Source organism: Streptantibioticus ferralitis (assembly GCF_029223525.1).
Classification (GTDB): Bacteria; Actinomycetota; Actinomycetes; order Streptomycetales; family Streptomycetaceae; genus Streptantibioticus_A; species Streptantibioticus_A ferralitis.
Genome location: NZ_JARHTQ010000002.1, coordinates 252,995 through 268,401, shown reverse-complemented (window position 1 = coordinate 268,401; position 15,407 = coordinate 252,995). Strand labels below are relative to the sequence as shown.

The following is a 15,407-nucleotide window of genomic DNA, read 5'->3' as shown; positions in this document are numbered from 1 at the left end:
TCACCACCGTCCAGGGCCCCCATAAGCAGCCGATAAACACCGCATCGGCGGGCTGATACCGCACTCTCACCGGCGCCGGGTCAGGCGCCGCGCAGCGTCGGCGGCGGCAGCAGGACCGGCCCGTCTCCCGACTGCTTGGTGCACCTGTCGTGACACCCGGCGTCCAGACTGCAGCACAGTGAGCAGACCGCCCCGCCGTGCGCCGGGCAGTCGGCGATGTCCGGCAGTTCATAGGCCGTCTCGCAGACCGCGCAGGTGTGGGTGGCGGTGATGTCGGCGACCTCAACGCCCGGACCGCTCACCGGGTTCGGCCGGGCCAGGTAGTAACGCCCCCGGGTCAGCCGGGCGATCAACGGGCTGAGCACCATCGCGAGCCCCAGTGCGATGAAGGTGCTGAACGCCTTCGCGAGGCTGCCGAACGCACCGAAGAAGGCGGCGATCGACACCAGTGACGCGACGGCCATGGACCCGAAGCCGGCCGGATTCACCGGGTGCAGATAGGCCCGCTTGAACTCGATGTACTTCGGGCTCAGCCCCAGCGGCTTGTTGATCACCAGGTCGGCGGCGACCGAAGCGATCCACGCGATACCGACGTTGGAGTAGAAGCCGAGCAGTGTGTTCAGCGCGCTGAACATGTTCAGTTCCATCAGCGCCAGCGAGATTCCGACGTTGAGGAAGATGTACCAGACCCGGCCCGGGTGCCGGTGGGTGATCCGCGAGAAGAAGTTCGACCACGACAGCGAGCCGGAGTAGGCGTTGGTCGTGTTGATCTTTATCTGGGAGACCACGACGTAGACCGCGGCCACCGGCAGCGCGGCCGCCCCGAACCAGGGCCGCAACGCCTGCACGTACGGCGCGATCGGTTCCAGGGCATGGGCCTTGCCGACCGCTTCCAGAGCGCAGAACGCCAGGAACGCGCCACCGAGTTGCTTGAGCGCCCCGATCACCACCCAGCCGGGCCCCGCCGCCAGCACGGCGAACTCCCACTTCCTGGCGTTCTGTTCGCTCCTGGCGGGCATGAAGCGCAGATAGTCGGCCTGTTCGCCGATCTGCCCGATGAGCGAGAGCGCGATGCCGATGCCCGTGCCATAACCGATGAGCGAGAAGCCGGATCCGGCGCCGTCCGTACCGCCGAACTGGGTGAAGGACGCGAATTTCCCGGGCGCGGTCGCGGCAAGGACGACGAAGGGCAGCGCCATGCCGATCAGCCAGATCGGCTGCGTCCACGCCTGCAGCTTGGCCAGCGCGCTCATCCCCCGGAAGACGAAAGGGATCACGATGAGCGTGGTGACCAAATACCCGACCGACAGCGGCAGATGGAGCGCCTCGTGGAAGGCCTGCGCCATGATCGAGCCTTCGAGCGCGAAGAAGATGAAGGTGAAGCTGGCGTAGATCAGCGACGTCAACGTCGAACCGAAGTAGCCGAATCCGCAGCCCCGGGTGAGCAGATCCATGTCCACACCGTGTCGGGCGACCGCACGGGCGATCGGAATCCCGGTCAGGAAGATGACCACGGCGGCGGTCGCGATGGCCGCCGCCGCGTTGGTGAATCCGTACGCCATCACGATGGAGGCGCCGATCGCGAAGTCGGCGAGATAGGCGATACCGCCCAATGCCGTGGAGGTGACCATCCCGGGAGACCACCGGCGGAAGGAATGCGGCGCGTAGCGCAGCGAGTAGTCCTCCCGGCTCTCGTCGGCGGCCGACTTGGCATAGTTGCGCAGCGGCGCCGCGCTTCGGTCGGCGGACGGCGAAGCGGTGGAGGATCCTTCGGCGGAGTGCACGGCTGTATCGGTCATGCGACGGACGGTAAGAGCCGGATGTGACAGCCCGTCGGCCTACCCGATTACCACGCGGTTACGGTGGTCGGCCCCGGATGACACGCCCGTAACGCGATTCGGACCATCATGGCGCGCCGGGCCGCCGTTGCCATGAACGGAGAAAACCGTGGGCGGTCACGGTGCCGGGTGGTGACAATGGCGTCATGGGAAAGACTCATGCGCGAATCGACGGCCGGTTGCGGGAGTTCATAGCGGAACAGCATCTGTTCTTCACGGCCACCGCGCCACTGGCCGATGACGGCCATGTCAATGTCTCGCCGAAGGGCCTCGCCGGTTCCTTCGCGGTGCTGGACGACCGCACCGTCGCCTACCTCGACCTCGGCGGCAGCGGCGCCGAAACCATCGCCCACCTGCGGGAGAACGGCCGCATCACCGTGATGTGGTGCGCGTTCACCGGCCCGCCCAAAATCGTCCGCATCCACGGGCGGGGTGAGCCGGTCTTCCGCGACGACCCACGCTGGGACGAGCTGCTCCCGCACTTCGGCGACGAGTTCCGCGGCCGCACCGACCTGCGCGCGGTCATCGTGGTCACCGCGGAACGCATCAGTGACACCTGCGGATACGCGGTGCCCTATCTGGACTACCGCGAGGACCGTACCCTGCACACCCAGCGCTTCGCCCGGGAGACCGAGGAGTCCTTCTCCGCCTACTGCGAGAAGAAGGAGCACGTGGGCTTCAGTCTCGACGGCCTGCCAGGTCTCCCGCTCCCCCTACCGCCGCGCACCACTTGAGGGGTTATGACTGTCGGCCGGGGCCGTCAAGGAGCCCGGAACAGCCATTACTTCCCCATGCCTTTGGGTCCGTGCAGCAGACGCGGGTAGCATCCACTGGCCTGCCTGGAAAGGATCCAAGACAATGGTTCAGCGCGTGATCACTCTTTTCACCGACGACATCAACGGTGAACCGGGTGACGACATTGCCACCCACACCTTCAGTGTGGACGGCATCGGCTACGAGATCGACCTCGGAGCCGACAACTACGACAAACTCCTGGAGGCGCTGGCGCCTTTCATCCGGCACGGCAGGAAGACCGGAGGGTCGCGCCGGAGCCTCGGCAAGCAGTCGGCCGCCACCGGCCCCGACCCGGTCAAGGTCCGCGCCTGGGCCAAGGAGCAGGGCATCGAGGTCAGCCCGCGCGGCCGGATTCCCCGCGACGTACTGGAGCGGTACGAAGCGGCGAGCTGACCTCGCCCGGCAAACCCCGTACGCGGCAGGCGGCTACTCATCGTCGTCCAGCGTTCCTGGCGGAAGTGCGACCACCGCCTGCCTGCCGCCGTCGGCATCCCAGTGATCACCGGTCACACGAACCACAGGCTTCCCTCACACATCATCTCCAGGGTCCAGGCCCCGCCACCCCGCAGCGCGGCCTCGCCGCCCGTACCGTGCACGCACCGGTGCGGAATCCCGCAACGCGCCCCCATACTGAGTGAGTTGAGGCAGCGGGGCTGCCGTCACGACCGAGCGGCCGGCGTCAGCCGAACGAGCGGAAACGTCACCCCGCCTCCCCTCATGTCACACGCGAGCCGTAGCGCATAAGGGACGTATCTCACATCCAAACAGCCTGGGCTGACCCACCACTCTTCCCCTACGGTTGACGACATAGTACGCAAATCGGACTCTCCGTACCCGATCCCCTGCATGGGGTGAAGCGGAGTTGAGCGAGCCAGCCGCCATCAGTCATAAGGTGCGGCCCGTCGCATCAGATGCTCGCGGCCGGACTGGCCGAACCCGACTCCCCGCCCGATCCGTACTGACCGCGCATATGTAGTTACTGAAGGTGCAACTCAGGCGTCCGTCAGGATGCCGTTGGAGGTACAGCTGTGGCATTCGCCAGTGCGAAGAAGGCGACAGCCGCCCTGGTGGTGGCCCTGTCCGGGGCCGCCTTGGCGGCGTGCGGTCCGCATGTGAGCGCACACACCGCTCCGGTCGCCCCGCCGTCCCCCTCGCCCTCCGCCTCCGCCTCCGTCGCCAACTCCGCCTCCGCCTCCGGGTCCGGCACTCCCTCGGCAACCTCGGACGGGCACTCCGCCTCCGCACCGTCGTCGACCGCCTCCTCGGCGTCGGCGTCCGCGCGGCACACCCCCTCCGCCACTCCGACGCCGAGTCCCACCCCGCAGCCGGGCACCCCGTCCGGCACCCGTCCGACCGGCGTGCCGCTGGTCAGCACCGCCATCCAGCACGGCACGGAGGACGGCGGGAAGTCGGTGGCACTGACCTTCGACGACGGGCCTGACCCGCGGTGGACGCCGCAGGTCCTGGCACTGCTGGAGCAGCACCACGCGAAGGCCACCTTCTGCGAGATAGGCCCCAACGCCCAGCGCTACCCCTATCTCACCAAGGAGATCACCGCGGCCGGCTTCCGGCTCTGCGACCACTCGGTCCACCATGACGAGCAGCAGAGCCACAAGTCCCTCGACTACAACACGCACGAGATAGTCGACGCCCAGCGCGAGATATCCGACGCCGCCGGGGCCGGGGCGAAGCTGTGGTACTACCGTGCGCCCGGCGGTGACTTCAGCCCGGCGATCCGGAACATCGCGGCGGACCACGGCCTGCGGCCGCTCGGCTGGACGGTCGACACCAACGACTGGAAGTGTCCGGGTGTGCCGGCCATCCTGCAGACCATCAACCAGGAGCTGAAGCCCGGCGGCATCATCCTGATGCACGACGCCGGCGGCGACCGCTCGCAGAGCGTCGCGGCGCTCGCGGTGCTGCTCGACCAGTTGGACGCCCAGGGCTACACCTACAGCTACCCGGCACGCTGAACCAGCCAAGCCCACGGCCTCGGCCTCGGCCCGCACCATGACCGGTGCGGACCGAGGCCGTTGTCGGTGGGGTGCACCACGGAACGGCCAACCACGTTTCGCATAATGCAGAGATGACACGCAATGGCGTCTTTGCCCGAACCAGTCGCGCGGCCGTGGTCTCGGCCGCCATCATCGGCCTGGGAGCGGGCTGTTCGGGTGGCCAGAGCCAGCCCTCAGCCCCCGCTACGTCCAGCAGCCCCACCACCCCGGGCGAGCTGGTGATCCAGGACGCCCGCACCGGCACCGACCTGGCGATCCATGACGCGGTCGCCCACATCGGACCGTCCGGAACCGGCCAGCTCACCATGACCCTCCGCAACAACGGCAGCGTGCCGGAGCACCTGGCCATGCTGGCGACCGCGGACGGCGGCCGCGCCACGCTGCGGGGCGGCAGTGCGGCCAACGGATCACTGTCGACCGCCGGCATCCTGCTCAGGCCGGGAACGACCATCACGTTCGGCAGTCAGGACGCACCCAGCATCCTGCTCCCCAAGGTGAACGTCGGCAACGCCAGCCACACCCTGCCGCTGACGCTCCAGTTCGGTGTCGCGGGACTGGTGCACCTGCAGGCGCGGGTCGCCACCCGGTAGGCACGAGGGAAGGATCCGCCCATGCGCAGCCACCGGCCCGCACCAGAGCACACCCACCCCGACGAGGTCCCGCTGCTGACCGCCCTGGCCGCCCTCTCCGACCCGGTCCGGCTGGGACTCGTCCGGGAACTGGCCGCTTCCGAGGACTGCCACGTGCCTGCGGCAGCTTCGACGTACCAGTGGGCAAGGCCGCGCTCAGCGACCACTTCAGCGTGCTACGGCAGGCCGGTCTCATCGAACAGCGAGACGCGGGCCCCAAGCGGGTCAACCGGCCGCCCCGTGCGGAGTTCGACCGGCGGTTCCCCGGACTGCTGGCGCTGGTGCTGCGCGAGGACCCGCCCCCGGTTGCGCGGCGGTGCCGCCTGCCCCAACACTGACCGCTACATCGAACGCTGCGCTTGCCGCCTTCGTTCGCCATAACGAACATCATGGGATGAAGGAGAGCGTGCGTGAGCGTCCCTGAGGCCTCGATCCGGGAGATGCTGGCAGCCAACCTCAAGCGGGTCAGAGCACAACGCGGGCTCTCCCTCTCCGAGTTGGCACGGCGTTCCGGAATCGGCAAGGCGACGCTGTCCCAACTGGAGTCCGGTAGCGGCAATCCCACCATCGAGACGGTGTTCAGCCTGTCCCGGGTGCTCGAAGTACCCATCGCCGACCTGCTGGACAGCCAGCCGCCCGGCGAACTGACCGTGGTGCGCGCCGCGCAGGTGGAGGTGCTCAGCGGTGCGGGCGTCGACCTGCGCGCACTGCGGCGCATCACGTCGGGCGATGCCGTGGTGGACGTCTACGACCAACTGGTGCGGGCGGACTGCCGGCAGGACTCGCTCGGCCACGTCGGCACCGAGCACACCGTCGTGCAGGCGGGCCGGTTGCGGGTCGAGGTGGACGGGCACCGGGTGGAGCTGGGCCCCGGCGACTACGTGGGCTTCAACGCGGCCCGGCCGCACAGTTACACAGCGCTCGGCGCGGCGGTCCGCTCGGTGCTGCTGCTGCAGTACCAGAAGGGCCAGCGGCTGCACCCGGCCGCGCCGCACGACCTGACTGTTGACTCTCCATCAGTGGCGCCATAGCCTCACCATCGTTCGTTTTATCGAACGAGGAGGGCTTCCATGCGGGGAACGCGGGTGGCGGTTCTGGGCGCCGGGATCATCGGCGCCGCCTGCGCTCGCGAACTGGCCCTCGCCGGGTTCGACGTCACCGTAGTCGACCGCGGTGGCGCGGCGGCCGCCACCACCTCGCACGGCGAGGGCAACATCCTGGTCTCCGACAAGGCCCCCGGCCCGGAACTCGAACTGGCCCAGCTCTCCCGGCGCTTGTGGCCCGAGGTGCTCGCCGCCGTCGCCGAGCGCTCCGCCCAAGCCGCCGAGGCGGTGGCGGCGGTCGAATGGCAGCCCAAGGGCGGCATCGTCATCGCGACCACCGACCCCGGGGCCCGGCGGCTGTCCCGCTTCGCCGCCGAGCAGCGCGCCGCGTCGGTACGCGCCGAGGTCCTCGACTCCGCGGCGCTCGCCGAAGCCGAGCCGTTCGTCACCCGTGACAACACCGCCGCCGTGTACTACCCGCAGGACGCCCAGGTCCAGCCGGCCGCCGCGGCCGTCGCCCTGCTGACCGACGCGCTCGCCTCCGGGGCACGGTTGCGGCGCGAATGCGAGGTGCTGGGCGCAGCCGTCCGCGGCGGCCGGCTCACCGCGGTGCGCACCCGTGCCGGACTCATCGAAGCGGATGCCTTCGTCAACTGCGCGGGCCCGTGGGCGGCGGAACTGGCCGACCGGCTCGGCGTACCGGTGCACGTCCGTCCGCGGCGGGGCGATGTCCTGGTGACCGCACCCCTGCCGCCGACGGTCTTCCACAAGGTCTACGACGCCGACTACGTGGCCGCGGTCGGCAGCGGTACCGAGGAGTCGCAGACCTCGGCGGTCGTGGAGTCCACACCGGCCGGGACCCTGCTCCTGGGCTCGTCGCGCCGGTACGCCGGGTTCGACGACCGGCCGCGCCCCGAGGTGCTGTCGTCGATCGCGGCCAAGGCGCTGCGGCTGTTCCCCTGCCTGGCCGACGTCCCCGTGATGCGCGCGTACGGCGGCTTCCGGCCCTACGTCCCCGACCATCTGCCGGTGATCGGCGCCGATCCACGGCTGCCCGGCCTGTGGCATGCCACCGGCCACGAGGGCGCCGGGATCGGTCTGTCGCTGGGCACCGCGCGGCTGCTGCGCGACCTGGTGCTGGGGCGGCCGACGCGGATCGACGCGACCGTGTTCCGGGTGGACCGCCCGGCAGTGGTGGGGCCGGGCACACCCGGTTCGAGTGAGGAGACGGTATGAGCCCACGACGTGTTCCGGCCGAGACCGACGCCGTCGGGCGGTGCGAGCGACCACTGCGGATCACCGTCGACGGCGAGACCGTCGAGGGCGTCGACGGCCAGAGCGTGGCGGGCGTGCTGCTCGCCGCCGGGCGGCTGGCCTGGCGGCGCGGCCCCTCCGGCGCGGCGCGCGGGGTGTTCTGCGGGATCGGCGTCTGCTTCGACTGCCTGGTGACGGTCAACGCCGAGCGCGATGTCCGCGCCTGCCGCCGCCCGGCCCGCGACGGTGATGCGGTGACCACCCAGTCCCGGACCGCGCCGGGGACGCTGCCCCGATGACGCGCCGCCATGTCGCCGTCATCGGCGCGGGACCCGCGGGTCTCGCGGCAGCCGAGGCCGCGCTGGGCGCGGGCGCCCGGGTGACCCTGATCGACAGCGAGGAGCAGCCCGGCGGCCAGTACCACCGGATGCTGCCGGAGCCCTACGCGGCCACGCACCCGGAACGCCTCCAGCACGGCTGGAACGCCTTCGACCGCCGCCGTCGGCGGGTGCTGGCCCATCCGCGCTGTGCTTGGTGGCCGCGGACCGCCGTGTGGGCGCTGGAGCGCCCGGACCCCGGAACGCCGGGTCCGCCGAGGGTCCATCTGCTGCGCGGCCCCGCCGACGGCGGCGGACGCAGCCGTCATGTGCTGGAGCCCGGGGCACTGGTGCTCGCGGTCGGCGCGCATGACCGGGTACTGCCGTTCCCCGGCTGGGAGTTGCCCGGAGTGTTCACCGCCGGAGCCGCACAGGCCTTGGCGAAGGGCGAGCGGGTAGTGGTCGGCGACCGGGTGGTGGTCGCGGGCACCGGGCCGTTCCTGCTCCCTGTGGCCGGGTCACTCCTCGAGGCGGGATCACGGGTGCTGGAGGTGCTCGAGGCCAATCCGGCGGCCACCGTGGCGCGCGGCTGGCTGCGGCGCCCATGGGAACTGCCCGCCCAGGCCGCGAAGCTTCCCGAACTCGTCGAGTACGCGGCCGACTTGGCGGGCCACCGTGTGCCGTACCGTACCGGCCGTACCGTGATCGAGGCGCGGGGTGCGGACCAGGTCGAGGAAGTGGTCATCGCGCGGCTGCGCGCCGACTGGTCGGTGGTGCCCGGCAGCGAGCGGACCGTACCGGTGGACGCGCTGTGCGTCACCCACGGCTTCAGCCCGCGGTTGGAACTCGCCGTGGCCGCGGGTTGCGCACTGCGCGCCGTGTCATCCGGCGAGTTCGTGGCCGTCGACCGCGACCAGCGCACCAGTTGTCCCGGGGTGTACGCCGCAGGGGAGATCACCGGGATCGCCGGGGCCCAGGCCGCGCGGGCCGAGGGCGCGCTCGCCGGATGGGTGGCCGGAGGCGGTGACTCCCGGCTGCCCGCCCTGCTCGCGCTGCGCCGCAGCCGTGACCAAGGGCGGGCGTTCGCCCGGCGGTTGGCCCGGGCACACCCCATCGGCGGCCAGTGGCCGGGGTGGTTGCGACCGCGGACGGTCATCTGCCGCTGCGAGGAGACGGATTACGACGCACTGCGCCGGGCCGCCACCGGCCAGGCCGGTGCCGATCCCCGCGTCATCAGGCTGCGCACCCGCGCCGGACTCGGCCCCTGCCAGGCACGGGTCTGCGGACCGACGGTCGCCGAGCTGACCGAGCGGCTGTCCGGCGAGGCCGCCGGACGCCAGGTCCAGGGGCTGCCGGCGGCCAGCCCGCACCGACGGCCGATCGCCCAGCCGATCAGGCTGGGCGAGTTGGCCGCCCCGCCCGAGCGGATCCCGAACTCCGATACCGAGGAGTGGAGTTGATGAACGCAACACGATCGCAGATCAGCGGTTTGGGCGGGGTCATCGTGGCCACCGCGCTGCCGTTCTACGAGAAGGCGTCCGCGCCCGCCGGTCTGGCGGTCGACCACGACCGCTACGCGGAGCACTGCGCATGGCTGGTGGCGAACGGCTGTCACGGGGTCGGCCCCAATGGCTCGCTGGGCGAGTACTCGTCGCTGACCGACGAGGAGCGGCGCGCCGTGGCCCGTACCGCGATCGAGGCGGTGGGCGGCGGTGGCACGGTGGTCGTCGGGGTGCACGGGGTCGGTGCGCACCAGGCCGTGCGGTGGGCCGAGGCCGCGGCCGAGGACGGTGCGGACGGCGTGCTCTGCCTGCCGCCGACGATGTACCGGGCGAACCGCGGTGAGGTCCTGGCGCACTTCGAGGCGGTGGCCCGGGTCGGCCTGCCGGTGATGGTCTACAACAACCCGATCGACACCAAGGTCGACCTGACCCCTGACCTGCTCGCCGAGATCGCCGCGATCGACAACGTGGTCGCGGTGAAGGAGTTCTCCGGCGACGTCCGGCGGGTGCTGGAGATCAGGGAGCGGGCACCCGGCCTGGAGGTGGTGTGCGGCGCGGACGACGTGGTCCTGGAGGGCCTGCTGATGGGGGCCGCGGGCTGGTTCGCGGGGTTTCCGAACGTCTTCCCCGCCGAGTCCGTCCGTCTGTTCCAACTGGCCGCCGCCGGGCGGCTGGACGAGGCCAGGGCGTTGTACGAGCCGCTGGTGGCGGCGTTCCGCTGGGATTCGCGCACCGAGTTCGTACAGGCCATCAAGGCCTCGATGGAGTTGGTCGGGCGGTACGGCGGCCCCTGTCGCCCACCGCGCGGCCCACTGGTCCCGGCGCACCGCGAACAGGTCGCGGCCGACATGGCAAGGGCTGTCGCGGCCCTCGGAAGGTAGGGCCCACGGATGCGTTCTGTCCGTACGATCAGCGCGGTCGACTCGCACACCGAGGGCATGCCCACCCGGGTGGTCACCGGTGGAGTGGGGCCGGTTCCCGGAGGGACGATGGCCGAGCGGCGCCGGTACGCCGTCGACCGGCTGGACGGGCTGCGCCGGTTCCTGGTCGACGAGCCGCGCGGGCATGCGGCGATGAGCGGTGCGATCCTGCAGCCGCCGACCCGGCCGGACGCGGACTGGGGTGTGCTCTACATCGAGGTCAGCGGCTTCCTGCCGATGTGCGGGCACGGCACCATCGGGGTGGCCACCGTGCTGGTGGAGACCGGAATGGTCACGGTGACCGAGCCGGAGACGGTCGTACGCCTGGACACCCCAGCGGGCCTGGTGGAGGCGCGGGTGGCGGTTCGGGACGGCGTCGCGGAGCGGGTGACATTGCGCAATGTGGACGCGTTCGCGCTCGCGCTGGACGCGAGGGTGGAGGTTCCGGCGCTGGGCGAGGTCCGCTACGACATGGCGTACGGCGGGAACTTCTACGCCATCGTCGAGCTGGAACAGCTCGGGTTGCCGTTTGACCGCGCGCGCAAGGACGAGATCCTCGCCGCCGGGCTGGCGACGATGCGGGCCGTCAACGAACAGCGCCGCCCGGTGCACCCCGTCGATCCGCTGATCAACGGCTGCAAGCATGTGCAGTTCCTGGCCCCGGGATCGGACGCCCGGCACTCCCGTAACGCCATGGCCATCCATCCGGGCTGGTTCGACCGTTCACCGTGCGGTACCGGCACTTCGGCGCGGATGGCTCAGTTGCACGCACGCGGCGAACTGCCGCTGCACACGGAGTTCAGCAACGAGTCGTTCATCGGCACCCGTTTCACCGGCCGGCTGGTCGGTGAAACGGAGGTCGGCGGTCGGCCCGCGGTGGTGCCGGAGTTCTCCGGCCGGGCGTGGATCACGGGCACCGCGAACTACCTGCTCGACCCCGATGATCCGTTTCCATACGGGTTCGTGCTGTAGGGGGAGGACGGTGGCATCCGCCGGGAAGATTCACCCGTTCGGCGGTTTCCAATGGTGTGATTCCCGCCGGGCGTCCAGTATGGAAGCGATCTGCACTTTTCTCGGTATGCACGGGTTCGCCCTGGCAGAGGACTACCGGCATGGCCGGGATTCACCGAGGAGGTGAGCCACAGTGGCGAAGCGGAAGTCAGCAATCCAAGGAAAAGCCCGCGACATCATGCATCAGGGCGCCAAGTGCGTCCAGGCGGACGAGAGCCTCCAGGAGGCCGCACGAACGATGCGTGACCTCCACGTGGGGTCGCTGCCGATCTGCGACCACGACAAGCTGACCGGAATCATCACCGACCGCGACATCGTGATCAAGTGCGTCGCGGAAGGCCGCGACCCGTCGACCGTCAAGGCCCGCGAACTCGCCAGCCATCTGCACTGGATCGACGCCGACGCGGACATCGGCGAGGCCCTGCACCTGATGGAGGACCAGAAGATCCGCAGGCTTCCGGTCCTGGAGCAGAAACGGCTGGTCGGCGTGATCAGCGAGGCGGACGTGGTGCGCAGCCTTCCGGAGCACGAGGTCGCCGAGTTCTGCGAGAAGGTGTACGCCGCACGGTGATCCCCGGCGTGACGGTGCCCGTACCGGTTCTTCCGGTACGGGCACCGTCTCTGCTGTGACCCGCCTCAGGACCGGGCGACGCGGCCACCGACGTCGATCCAGCCGCCGGGATGCACCCGGGTGAGGATCTGTGAGGCGGCGCCCTGCCGGATGTCCAGCGGACGGCCCAGTTCGCCGGTGAGGACGACGGCGGCGGCGCCCGTCGCCTCGTCCTCCACGATGTTGTCCCCGCGCCGCGGAAACGCCCGGGCCCTGACCTGTCCGGCCGCCTCGTCCAGCCAGGCCCAGGCGTACAGCCATCCCGTACCCGGTGGCGGTGCGGGCAGCGCGTCCACCTCGGCCGCCGTGGCGTACTGGTGCGTACGCCGCCCGGAAGCCCATTGCGCGCGCCCGCGGATCCAGGTGAAATCGTCCTCCGCCCAGGTCCGTACCTCCCCCGCCGCCGGACGCAGCACCTCAGCCGCCTGCCCGCGCTCCCGCATCAGCCACGAGGTGCCGACCAGCGGGTGCCCCGCGAAAGCCAGCTGGGCGCTGGGGGTGTAGATGTCGACCGCGCCACGTATGACATCGTCGATGAACACGGTCTCGCTGAAGCCGAGTTGGGTGGCCAGCCGCTGCCGGTCGGCGGTGCCCGGGACCTGAGCACCGTCGGTCACGACGCCGAGCGGATTTCCGCCACGCCCGTCAGGTCCGATGAACACGCGCAGCTCGACAAGATCAATCATCCGGCGATTGAAGCACGGCGTGAGACGCGGGCGCCGGGCGGGCCGACCGGACCGCCCGTCCCGCTACTGGGCCGACCTACCGCCGTCGCCCGATGCCGCCTGCCACGCCTGCATTCCCGCCAGGGACGCCTGCTTGGCCTGGCGCAGCTTGGCCGCCGCCAGTTCGCCCGGCGGCACCTCCATCCGCCGTACCCACCGCCGCCCGGCATTGACCACCGCGACACCGACGAGTGCCACACCGGCGAACGCCACCAGTGAGCCGCACATCGTGAGCATCGCTCCGGCCGTGACCAGGCGGGTGTCGATGTCGAGCGCCCTTGAGGAGCCATGGTGGTGGTGATGCTGGTTCATATGCTCACCATCCGCCAGGTCGGCGTACGGCGCATGTCGGGCGTGCCGTCCGGCAGCGGCGGGCCCGCGGCACGGGGCGTCAGCGACGGTCGGCGGCCGGGGGCTGGCGCAGACCGGCGAGTTCGGCGCCCTCCCGCAGCGTCTCGCGGAGCATGGCGGGGGTGAGTCTGCCGGTGAACACATTGCGCTGGCTCGGGTGGTAGCAGCCGAGCAGATACAGTCCCGGGCCGCCACGCGAGTCCGGCAGCAGCACCCGGGCCCCGTGGCCGAACACCGGACGGGGCCTGGGCAGCTGCCAGCCCGCGCCGGCGAGCACCGGCAGCAGCGCCTGCCAGCCGAACGCCCCGAGCACCACCACGGCCCGCAGCGTCGGCCGCAGCAGTTCCAGCTCCCGCGCCAGCCAGGGTCGGCAGGTGTCCCGCTCGGCGGGGGTAGGGCGGTTCTGCGGCGGTGCGCAGTGCACCGGGAGGGTGATCCGCACCCCGTACAGCTCCAGCCCGTCGCCGCGGTGGGTGACGGTCGGCTGCGAGGCGAGGCCCACGTCGTACAGCGCCGCGTACAGGACGTCGCCGGAAGGGTCACCGGTGAAGACCCGCCCCGTACGGTTGCCGCCGTGCGCGGCCGGAGCCAGCCCGACGATGGCCAGTGCCGCGTCCGGCGGCCCGAATCCGGGCACCGGCCGCGCCCAGTAGTCCCAGTCCCGGAAGGCTCTGCGCTTGACCCGTGCGGCCTGCTCCCGCCACTCCACCAGACGTGGACACGCCCGGCAGTCGGGCACCGCGGCGTCCAGCTCCGCCAGCGACGCCAGACGCGGCGCGCGCTGCGCCGGGTACCCCGGGTCGCCGGGCCCGGGGCGGCGCGCCTCGGGCCGCCGGTTCCGCTGCTCGTCGCGCATGCTCCACCTCCCGGGATCGCCTACGTCAGCGCGTCGGAGAGCCGTACGAAGTGGTGGCCGGATTCCAGCAGTCTCGGTACGGCGCCGGCCATTCCCCGAGCGGTGCCGCCCTTCGGGTGGTTCATATGGCTGATGATGATCGATCCATGCCGTGCGGTGAGCACGGCCTGGTGGACCTGCTGCGGGGTGAAGGTCGCTCCGCCGTCTCCGTTGACGTCGAAGCTGACGAACCGCTCGCCGAGGTCGGTGACGATACGTGCGGCCACGTCGTCGCAGTAGGCGGTGCCCGACCGGAAGAAGCGCGGTGGACGTCCGAGGAGGTTGGCGAGCTTCTCCCGGTTCCCCGCCACCTCGTCGTACACCTCTGCCGCGCTACGGGTGCCGGGAATGCCGTAGGCGGAGCGTCCGGAGACCGACAGCGGGCGGTGCCGGGTCCCGTGGTTGGCGATCTCGAACAGCGGGTCCGCAGCGAGTTGGTCGAACGTGGCCCGATTGGCGTCGATCCAGCGCGAGTTGAGGAACAAGGTGGCGGGTACCTTGTGTGCCCGTAGGAAGTCGATCAGTGCGCTGTCGTAGCCGCTGCCGCCCGGGCCGCCGCACGCGTCGAAGGTCAGCACGATCGCCTGCTGTGCGGCGGGCAGCCTCGCGACCATGCCGGGAACGCCGTCCAGCCCCCACTGGGTGGGGACGAGACGTCCATACCGGGCGACCACTTCGGCGCGCGTCGGGCCACCCGCCGCCGACGCCGAGGGCTCCGGGCTCGCGGCGCCGCTCCCCGAGGGGCTCGCCGCCGGTGTCGATGACGCGTCGGCGGACGTCTTCCGCGCGGTGCCGCAGCCCGCCAGGACACCACCCGCCATGACCGCAAGTGCCGCGCGGCGACTCACCGACATCCATTCCTCCACGCATGTTCTGATTCCCCGCCGTCCCGGCGACCGGCATGGACAACCCTAAGACCTGGATGAACGCGGCGGTCGATCGCCGGTTGCCCGGCGGAGGTACCGCGGCGGGCGGTAGGTGACGTACTACCGGGGCCAATCCGGAGTCTCATATTCGCATTAGATACACTCCTGTCGTGCGACTGACCAAGAGCACCGACCTGGCACTGCGCATCGCCATGCGCCTCGCCGTGGCGGACGCGCAGACCGCGCCGACCACCCGCGAGGTGGCCGACGCCATGGCGGTGCCGTACACCCACGCCGCGAAGGTCGTCACCCGGCTCCAGCACCTCGGCGTCGTCGAGGCCCGCCGCGGCCGGGGCGGCGGCCTCTCCCTCACCCACATCGGACGGACCAGCTCCCTCGGCCGACTCGTGCGGGAGTTGGAGGGGGTGGGAGACGTGGTCGGCTGCGAGGACGATCCACCGTGCCCGCTGCGCTCGGCCTGCCGACTGCGCACCGCGCTACGCGCCGCACAGGACGCCTTCTACACCACGCTCGACCCGATCACCGTCGAGGACCTGGTCGCCTCCCCCACCGGACCGGTCCTGGTGGGGCTGCCGCTGCGAACCGGCGGCGGCTGAGCCGACCGGGCGCCACACC

The 15,407-nt window shown here is 71.0% G+C and carries 17 protein-coding genes and 1 pseudogene; 13 read left to right on the top strand and 5 right to left on the bottom strand.

Features of this window, described 5'->3' with window-relative positions; all coding sequences use genetic code 11:
* Positions 1-80: 80 nt before the first annotated feature.
* A complete protein-coding gene (locus tag P2L57_RS04080; protein ID WP_275808289.1) occupies positions 81-1,799 on the bottom strand; it encodes a purine-cytosine permease family protein in 1,719 nt (572 codons plus the stop codon).
* Between the two features lie 185 nt (positions 1,800-1,984).
* Here P2L57_RS04080 and P2L57_RS04075 point away from each other — a divergent pair, with 185 nt between their 5' ends.
* The 12 genes and pseudogenes from P2L57_RS04075 to P2L57_RS04020 all read left to right on the top strand — a co-directional run bounded on the left by P2L57_RS04075 (position 1,985) and on the right by P2L57_RS04020 (position 11,895).
* Positions 1,985-2,572 (top strand): pyridoxamine 5'-phosphate oxidase family protein, encoded by a 588-nt coding sequence (locus tag P2L57_RS04075; RefSeq protein WP_275808286.1) that lies wholly within the window; start codon positions 1,985-1,987, stop codon positions 2,570-2,572.
* Positions 2,573-2,708: 136 nt separating this feature from the next.
* Positions 2,709-3,026, top strand: coding sequence for a histone-like nucleoid-structuring protein Lsr2 (locus tag P2L57_RS04070; protein ID WP_308292429.1), 318 nt, complete (start codon positions 2,709-2,711; stop codon positions 3,024-3,026).
* A gap of 635 nt (positions 3,027-3,661) precedes the next feature.
* Positions 3,662-4,606: a polysaccharide deacetylase family protein gene (locus P2L57_RS04065; RefSeq protein ID WP_275808280.1), complete on the top strand. Its 945-nt coding sequence runs from the start codon at positions 3,662-3,664 to the stop codon at positions 4,604-4,606.
* Between the two features lie 113 nt (positions 4,607-4,719).
* Positions 4,720-5,238, top strand: coding sequence for a hypothetical protein (locus tag P2L57_RS04060; RefSeq protein WP_275808277.1), 519 nt, complete (start codon positions 4,720-4,722; stop codon positions 5,236-5,238).
* A gap of 21 nt (positions 5,239-5,259) precedes the next feature.
* A pseudogene (locus tag P2L57_RS04055) lies at positions 5,260-5,615 on the top strand (ArsR/SmtB family transcription factor).
* A 72-nt stretch (positions 5,616-5,687) separates the two neighbouring features.
* Positions 5,688-6,308 (top strand): helix-turn-helix domain-containing protein, encoded by a 621-nt coding sequence (locus tag P2L57_RS04050; RefSeq protein ID WP_275808274.1) that lies wholly within the window; start codon positions 5,688-5,690, stop codon positions 6,306-6,308.
* A 39-nt stretch (positions 6,309-6,347) separates the two neighbouring features.
* Positions 6,348-7,556 (top strand): NAD(P)/FAD-dependent oxidoreductase, encoded by a 1,209-nt coding sequence (locus tag P2L57_RS04045; RefSeq protein ID WP_275808272.1) that lies wholly within the window; start codon positions 6,348-6,350, stop codon positions 7,554-7,556.
* Entirely contained in the window at positions 7,553-7,873 is a 321-nt protein-coding gene (locus P2L57_RS04040) for a (2Fe-2S)-binding protein (RefSeq protein WP_275808269.1), read from the top strand. Before P2L57_RS04045 ends, P2L57_RS04040 begins: the two co-directional genes overlap by 4 nt.
* Complete coding sequence (locus P2L57_RS04035; RefSeq protein ID WP_275808266.1) at positions 7,870-9,351, top strand: NAD(P)/FAD-dependent oxidoreductase; 1,482 nt, start codon at positions 7,870-7,872, stop codon at positions 9,349-9,351. The genes P2L57_RS04040 and P2L57_RS04035 overlap by 4 nt, the downstream gene beginning before the upstream one ends.
* A complete protein-coding gene (locus tag P2L57_RS04030; protein WP_275808263.1) occupies positions 9,351-10,274 on the top strand; it encodes a dihydrodipicolinate synthase family protein in 924 nt (307 codons plus the stop codon). The genes P2L57_RS04035 and P2L57_RS04030 overlap by 1 nt, the downstream gene beginning before the upstream one ends.
* A 9-nt stretch (positions 10,275-10,283) precedes the next feature.
* Entirely contained in the window at positions 10,284-11,285 is a 1,002-nt protein-coding gene (locus P2L57_RS04025; protein WP_275808260.1) for a proline racemase family protein, read from the top strand.
* A 217-nt stretch (positions 11,286-11,502) separates the two neighbouring features.
* On the top strand, positions 11,503-11,895 hold the full coding sequence (locus tag P2L57_RS04020) for a CBS domain-containing protein (RefSeq protein WP_275809176.1): 393 nt from the start codon (positions 11,503-11,505) through the stop codon (positions 11,893-11,895).
* A 65-nt stretch (positions 11,896-11,960) separates the two neighbouring features.
* Here the strand turns inward: P2L57_RS04020 and P2L57_RS04015 are convergent, their stop codons facing one another.
* The 4 genes from P2L57_RS04015 to P2L57_RS04000 form a co-directional block, all read right to left on the bottom strand.
* Positions 11,961-12,620 carry a PhzF family phenazine biosynthesis protein gene (locus tag P2L57_RS04015; RefSeq protein WP_275808257.1) on the bottom strand — a complete coding sequence of 220 codons (660 nt, stop codon included), beginning with the start codon at positions 12,618-12,620 and terminating at the stop codon, positions 11,961-11,963.
* A 63-nt stretch (positions 12,621-12,683) separates the two neighbouring features.
* Positions 12,684-12,971, bottom strand: coding sequence for a hypothetical protein (locus P2L57_RS04010; protein WP_275808253.1), 288 nt, complete (start codon positions 12,969-12,971; stop codon positions 12,684-12,686).
* A 79-nt stretch (positions 12,972-13,050) separates the two neighbouring features.
* Positions 13,051-13,866 carry a uracil-DNA glycosylase gene (locus tag P2L57_RS04005; protein WP_275808250.1) on the bottom strand — a complete coding sequence of 272 codons (816 nt, stop codon included), beginning with the start codon at positions 13,864-13,866 and terminating at the stop codon, positions 13,051-13,053.
* 20 nt (positions 13,867-13,886) lie between these two features.
* Positions 13,887-14,759: a polysaccharide deacetylase family protein gene (locus tag P2L57_RS04000; RefSeq protein WP_275808247.1), complete on the bottom strand. Its 873-nt coding sequence runs from the start codon at positions 14,757-14,759 to the stop codon at positions 13,887-13,889.
* Positions 14,760-14,941: 182 nt separating this feature from the next.
* Here P2L57_RS04000 and P2L57_RS03995 point away from each other — a divergent pair, with 182 nt between their 5' ends.
* Positions 14,942-15,388, top strand: coding sequence for an RrF2 family transcriptional regulator (locus P2L57_RS03995; protein ID WP_275808244.1), 447 nt, complete (start codon positions 14,942-14,944; stop codon positions 15,386-15,388).
* The last annotated feature ends 19 nt before the right edge of the window (positions 15,389-15,407 follow it).

Coding starts and splice junctions, on each gene's coding strand:
- P2L57_RS04080 (WP_275808289.1), bottom strand. CDS start 1,799: ATGACCGATACAGCCGTGCACTCCGCCGAAGGATCCTCCACCGCTTCG.
- P2L57_RS04075 (WP_275808286.1), top strand. CDS start 1,985: ATGGGAAAGACTCATGCGCGAATCGACGGCCGGTTGCGGGAGTTCATA.
- P2L57_RS04060 (WP_275808277.1), top strand. CDS start 4,720: ATGACACGCAATGGCGTCTTTGCCCGAACCAGTCGCGCGGCCGTGGTC.
- P2L57_RS04045 (WP_275808272.1), top strand. CDS start 6,348: ATGCGGGGAACGCGGGTGGCGGTTCTGGGCGCCGGGATCATCGGCGCC.
- P2L57_RS04040 (WP_275808269.1), top strand. CDS start 7,553: ATGAGCCCACGACGTGTTCCGGCCGAGACCGACGCCGTCGGGCGGTGC.
- P2L57_RS04035 (WP_275808266.1), top strand. CDS start 7,870: ATGACGCGCCGCCATGTCGCCGTCATCGGCGCGGGACCCGCGGGTCTC.
- P2L57_RS04030 (WP_275808263.1), top strand. CDS start 9,351: ATGAACGCAACACGATCGCAGATCAGCGGTTTGGGCGGGGTCATCGTG.
- P2L57_RS04025 (WP_275808260.1), top strand. CDS start 10,284: ATGCGTTCTGTCCGTACGATCAGCGCGGTCGACTCGCACACCGAGGGC.
- P2L57_RS04020 (WP_275809176.1), top strand. CDS start 11,503: ATGCATCAGGGCGCCAAGTGCGTCCAGGCGGACGAGAGCCTCCAGGAG.
- P2L57_RS04015 (WP_275808257.1), bottom strand. CDS start 12,620: ATGATTGATCTTGTCGAGCTGCGCGTGTTCATCGGACCTGACGGGCGT.
- P2L57_RS04010 (WP_275808253.1), bottom strand. CDS start 12,971: ATGAACCAGCATCACCACCACCATGGCTCCTCAAGGGCGCTCGACATC.
- P2L57_RS04005 (WP_275808250.1), bottom strand. CDS start 13,866: ATGCGCGACGAGCAGCGGAACCGGCGGCCCGAGGCGCGCCGCCCCGGG.
- P2L57_RS04000 (WP_275808247.1), bottom strand. CDS start 14,759: ATGTCGGTGAGTCGCCGCGCGGCACTTGCGGTCATGGCGGGTGGTGTC.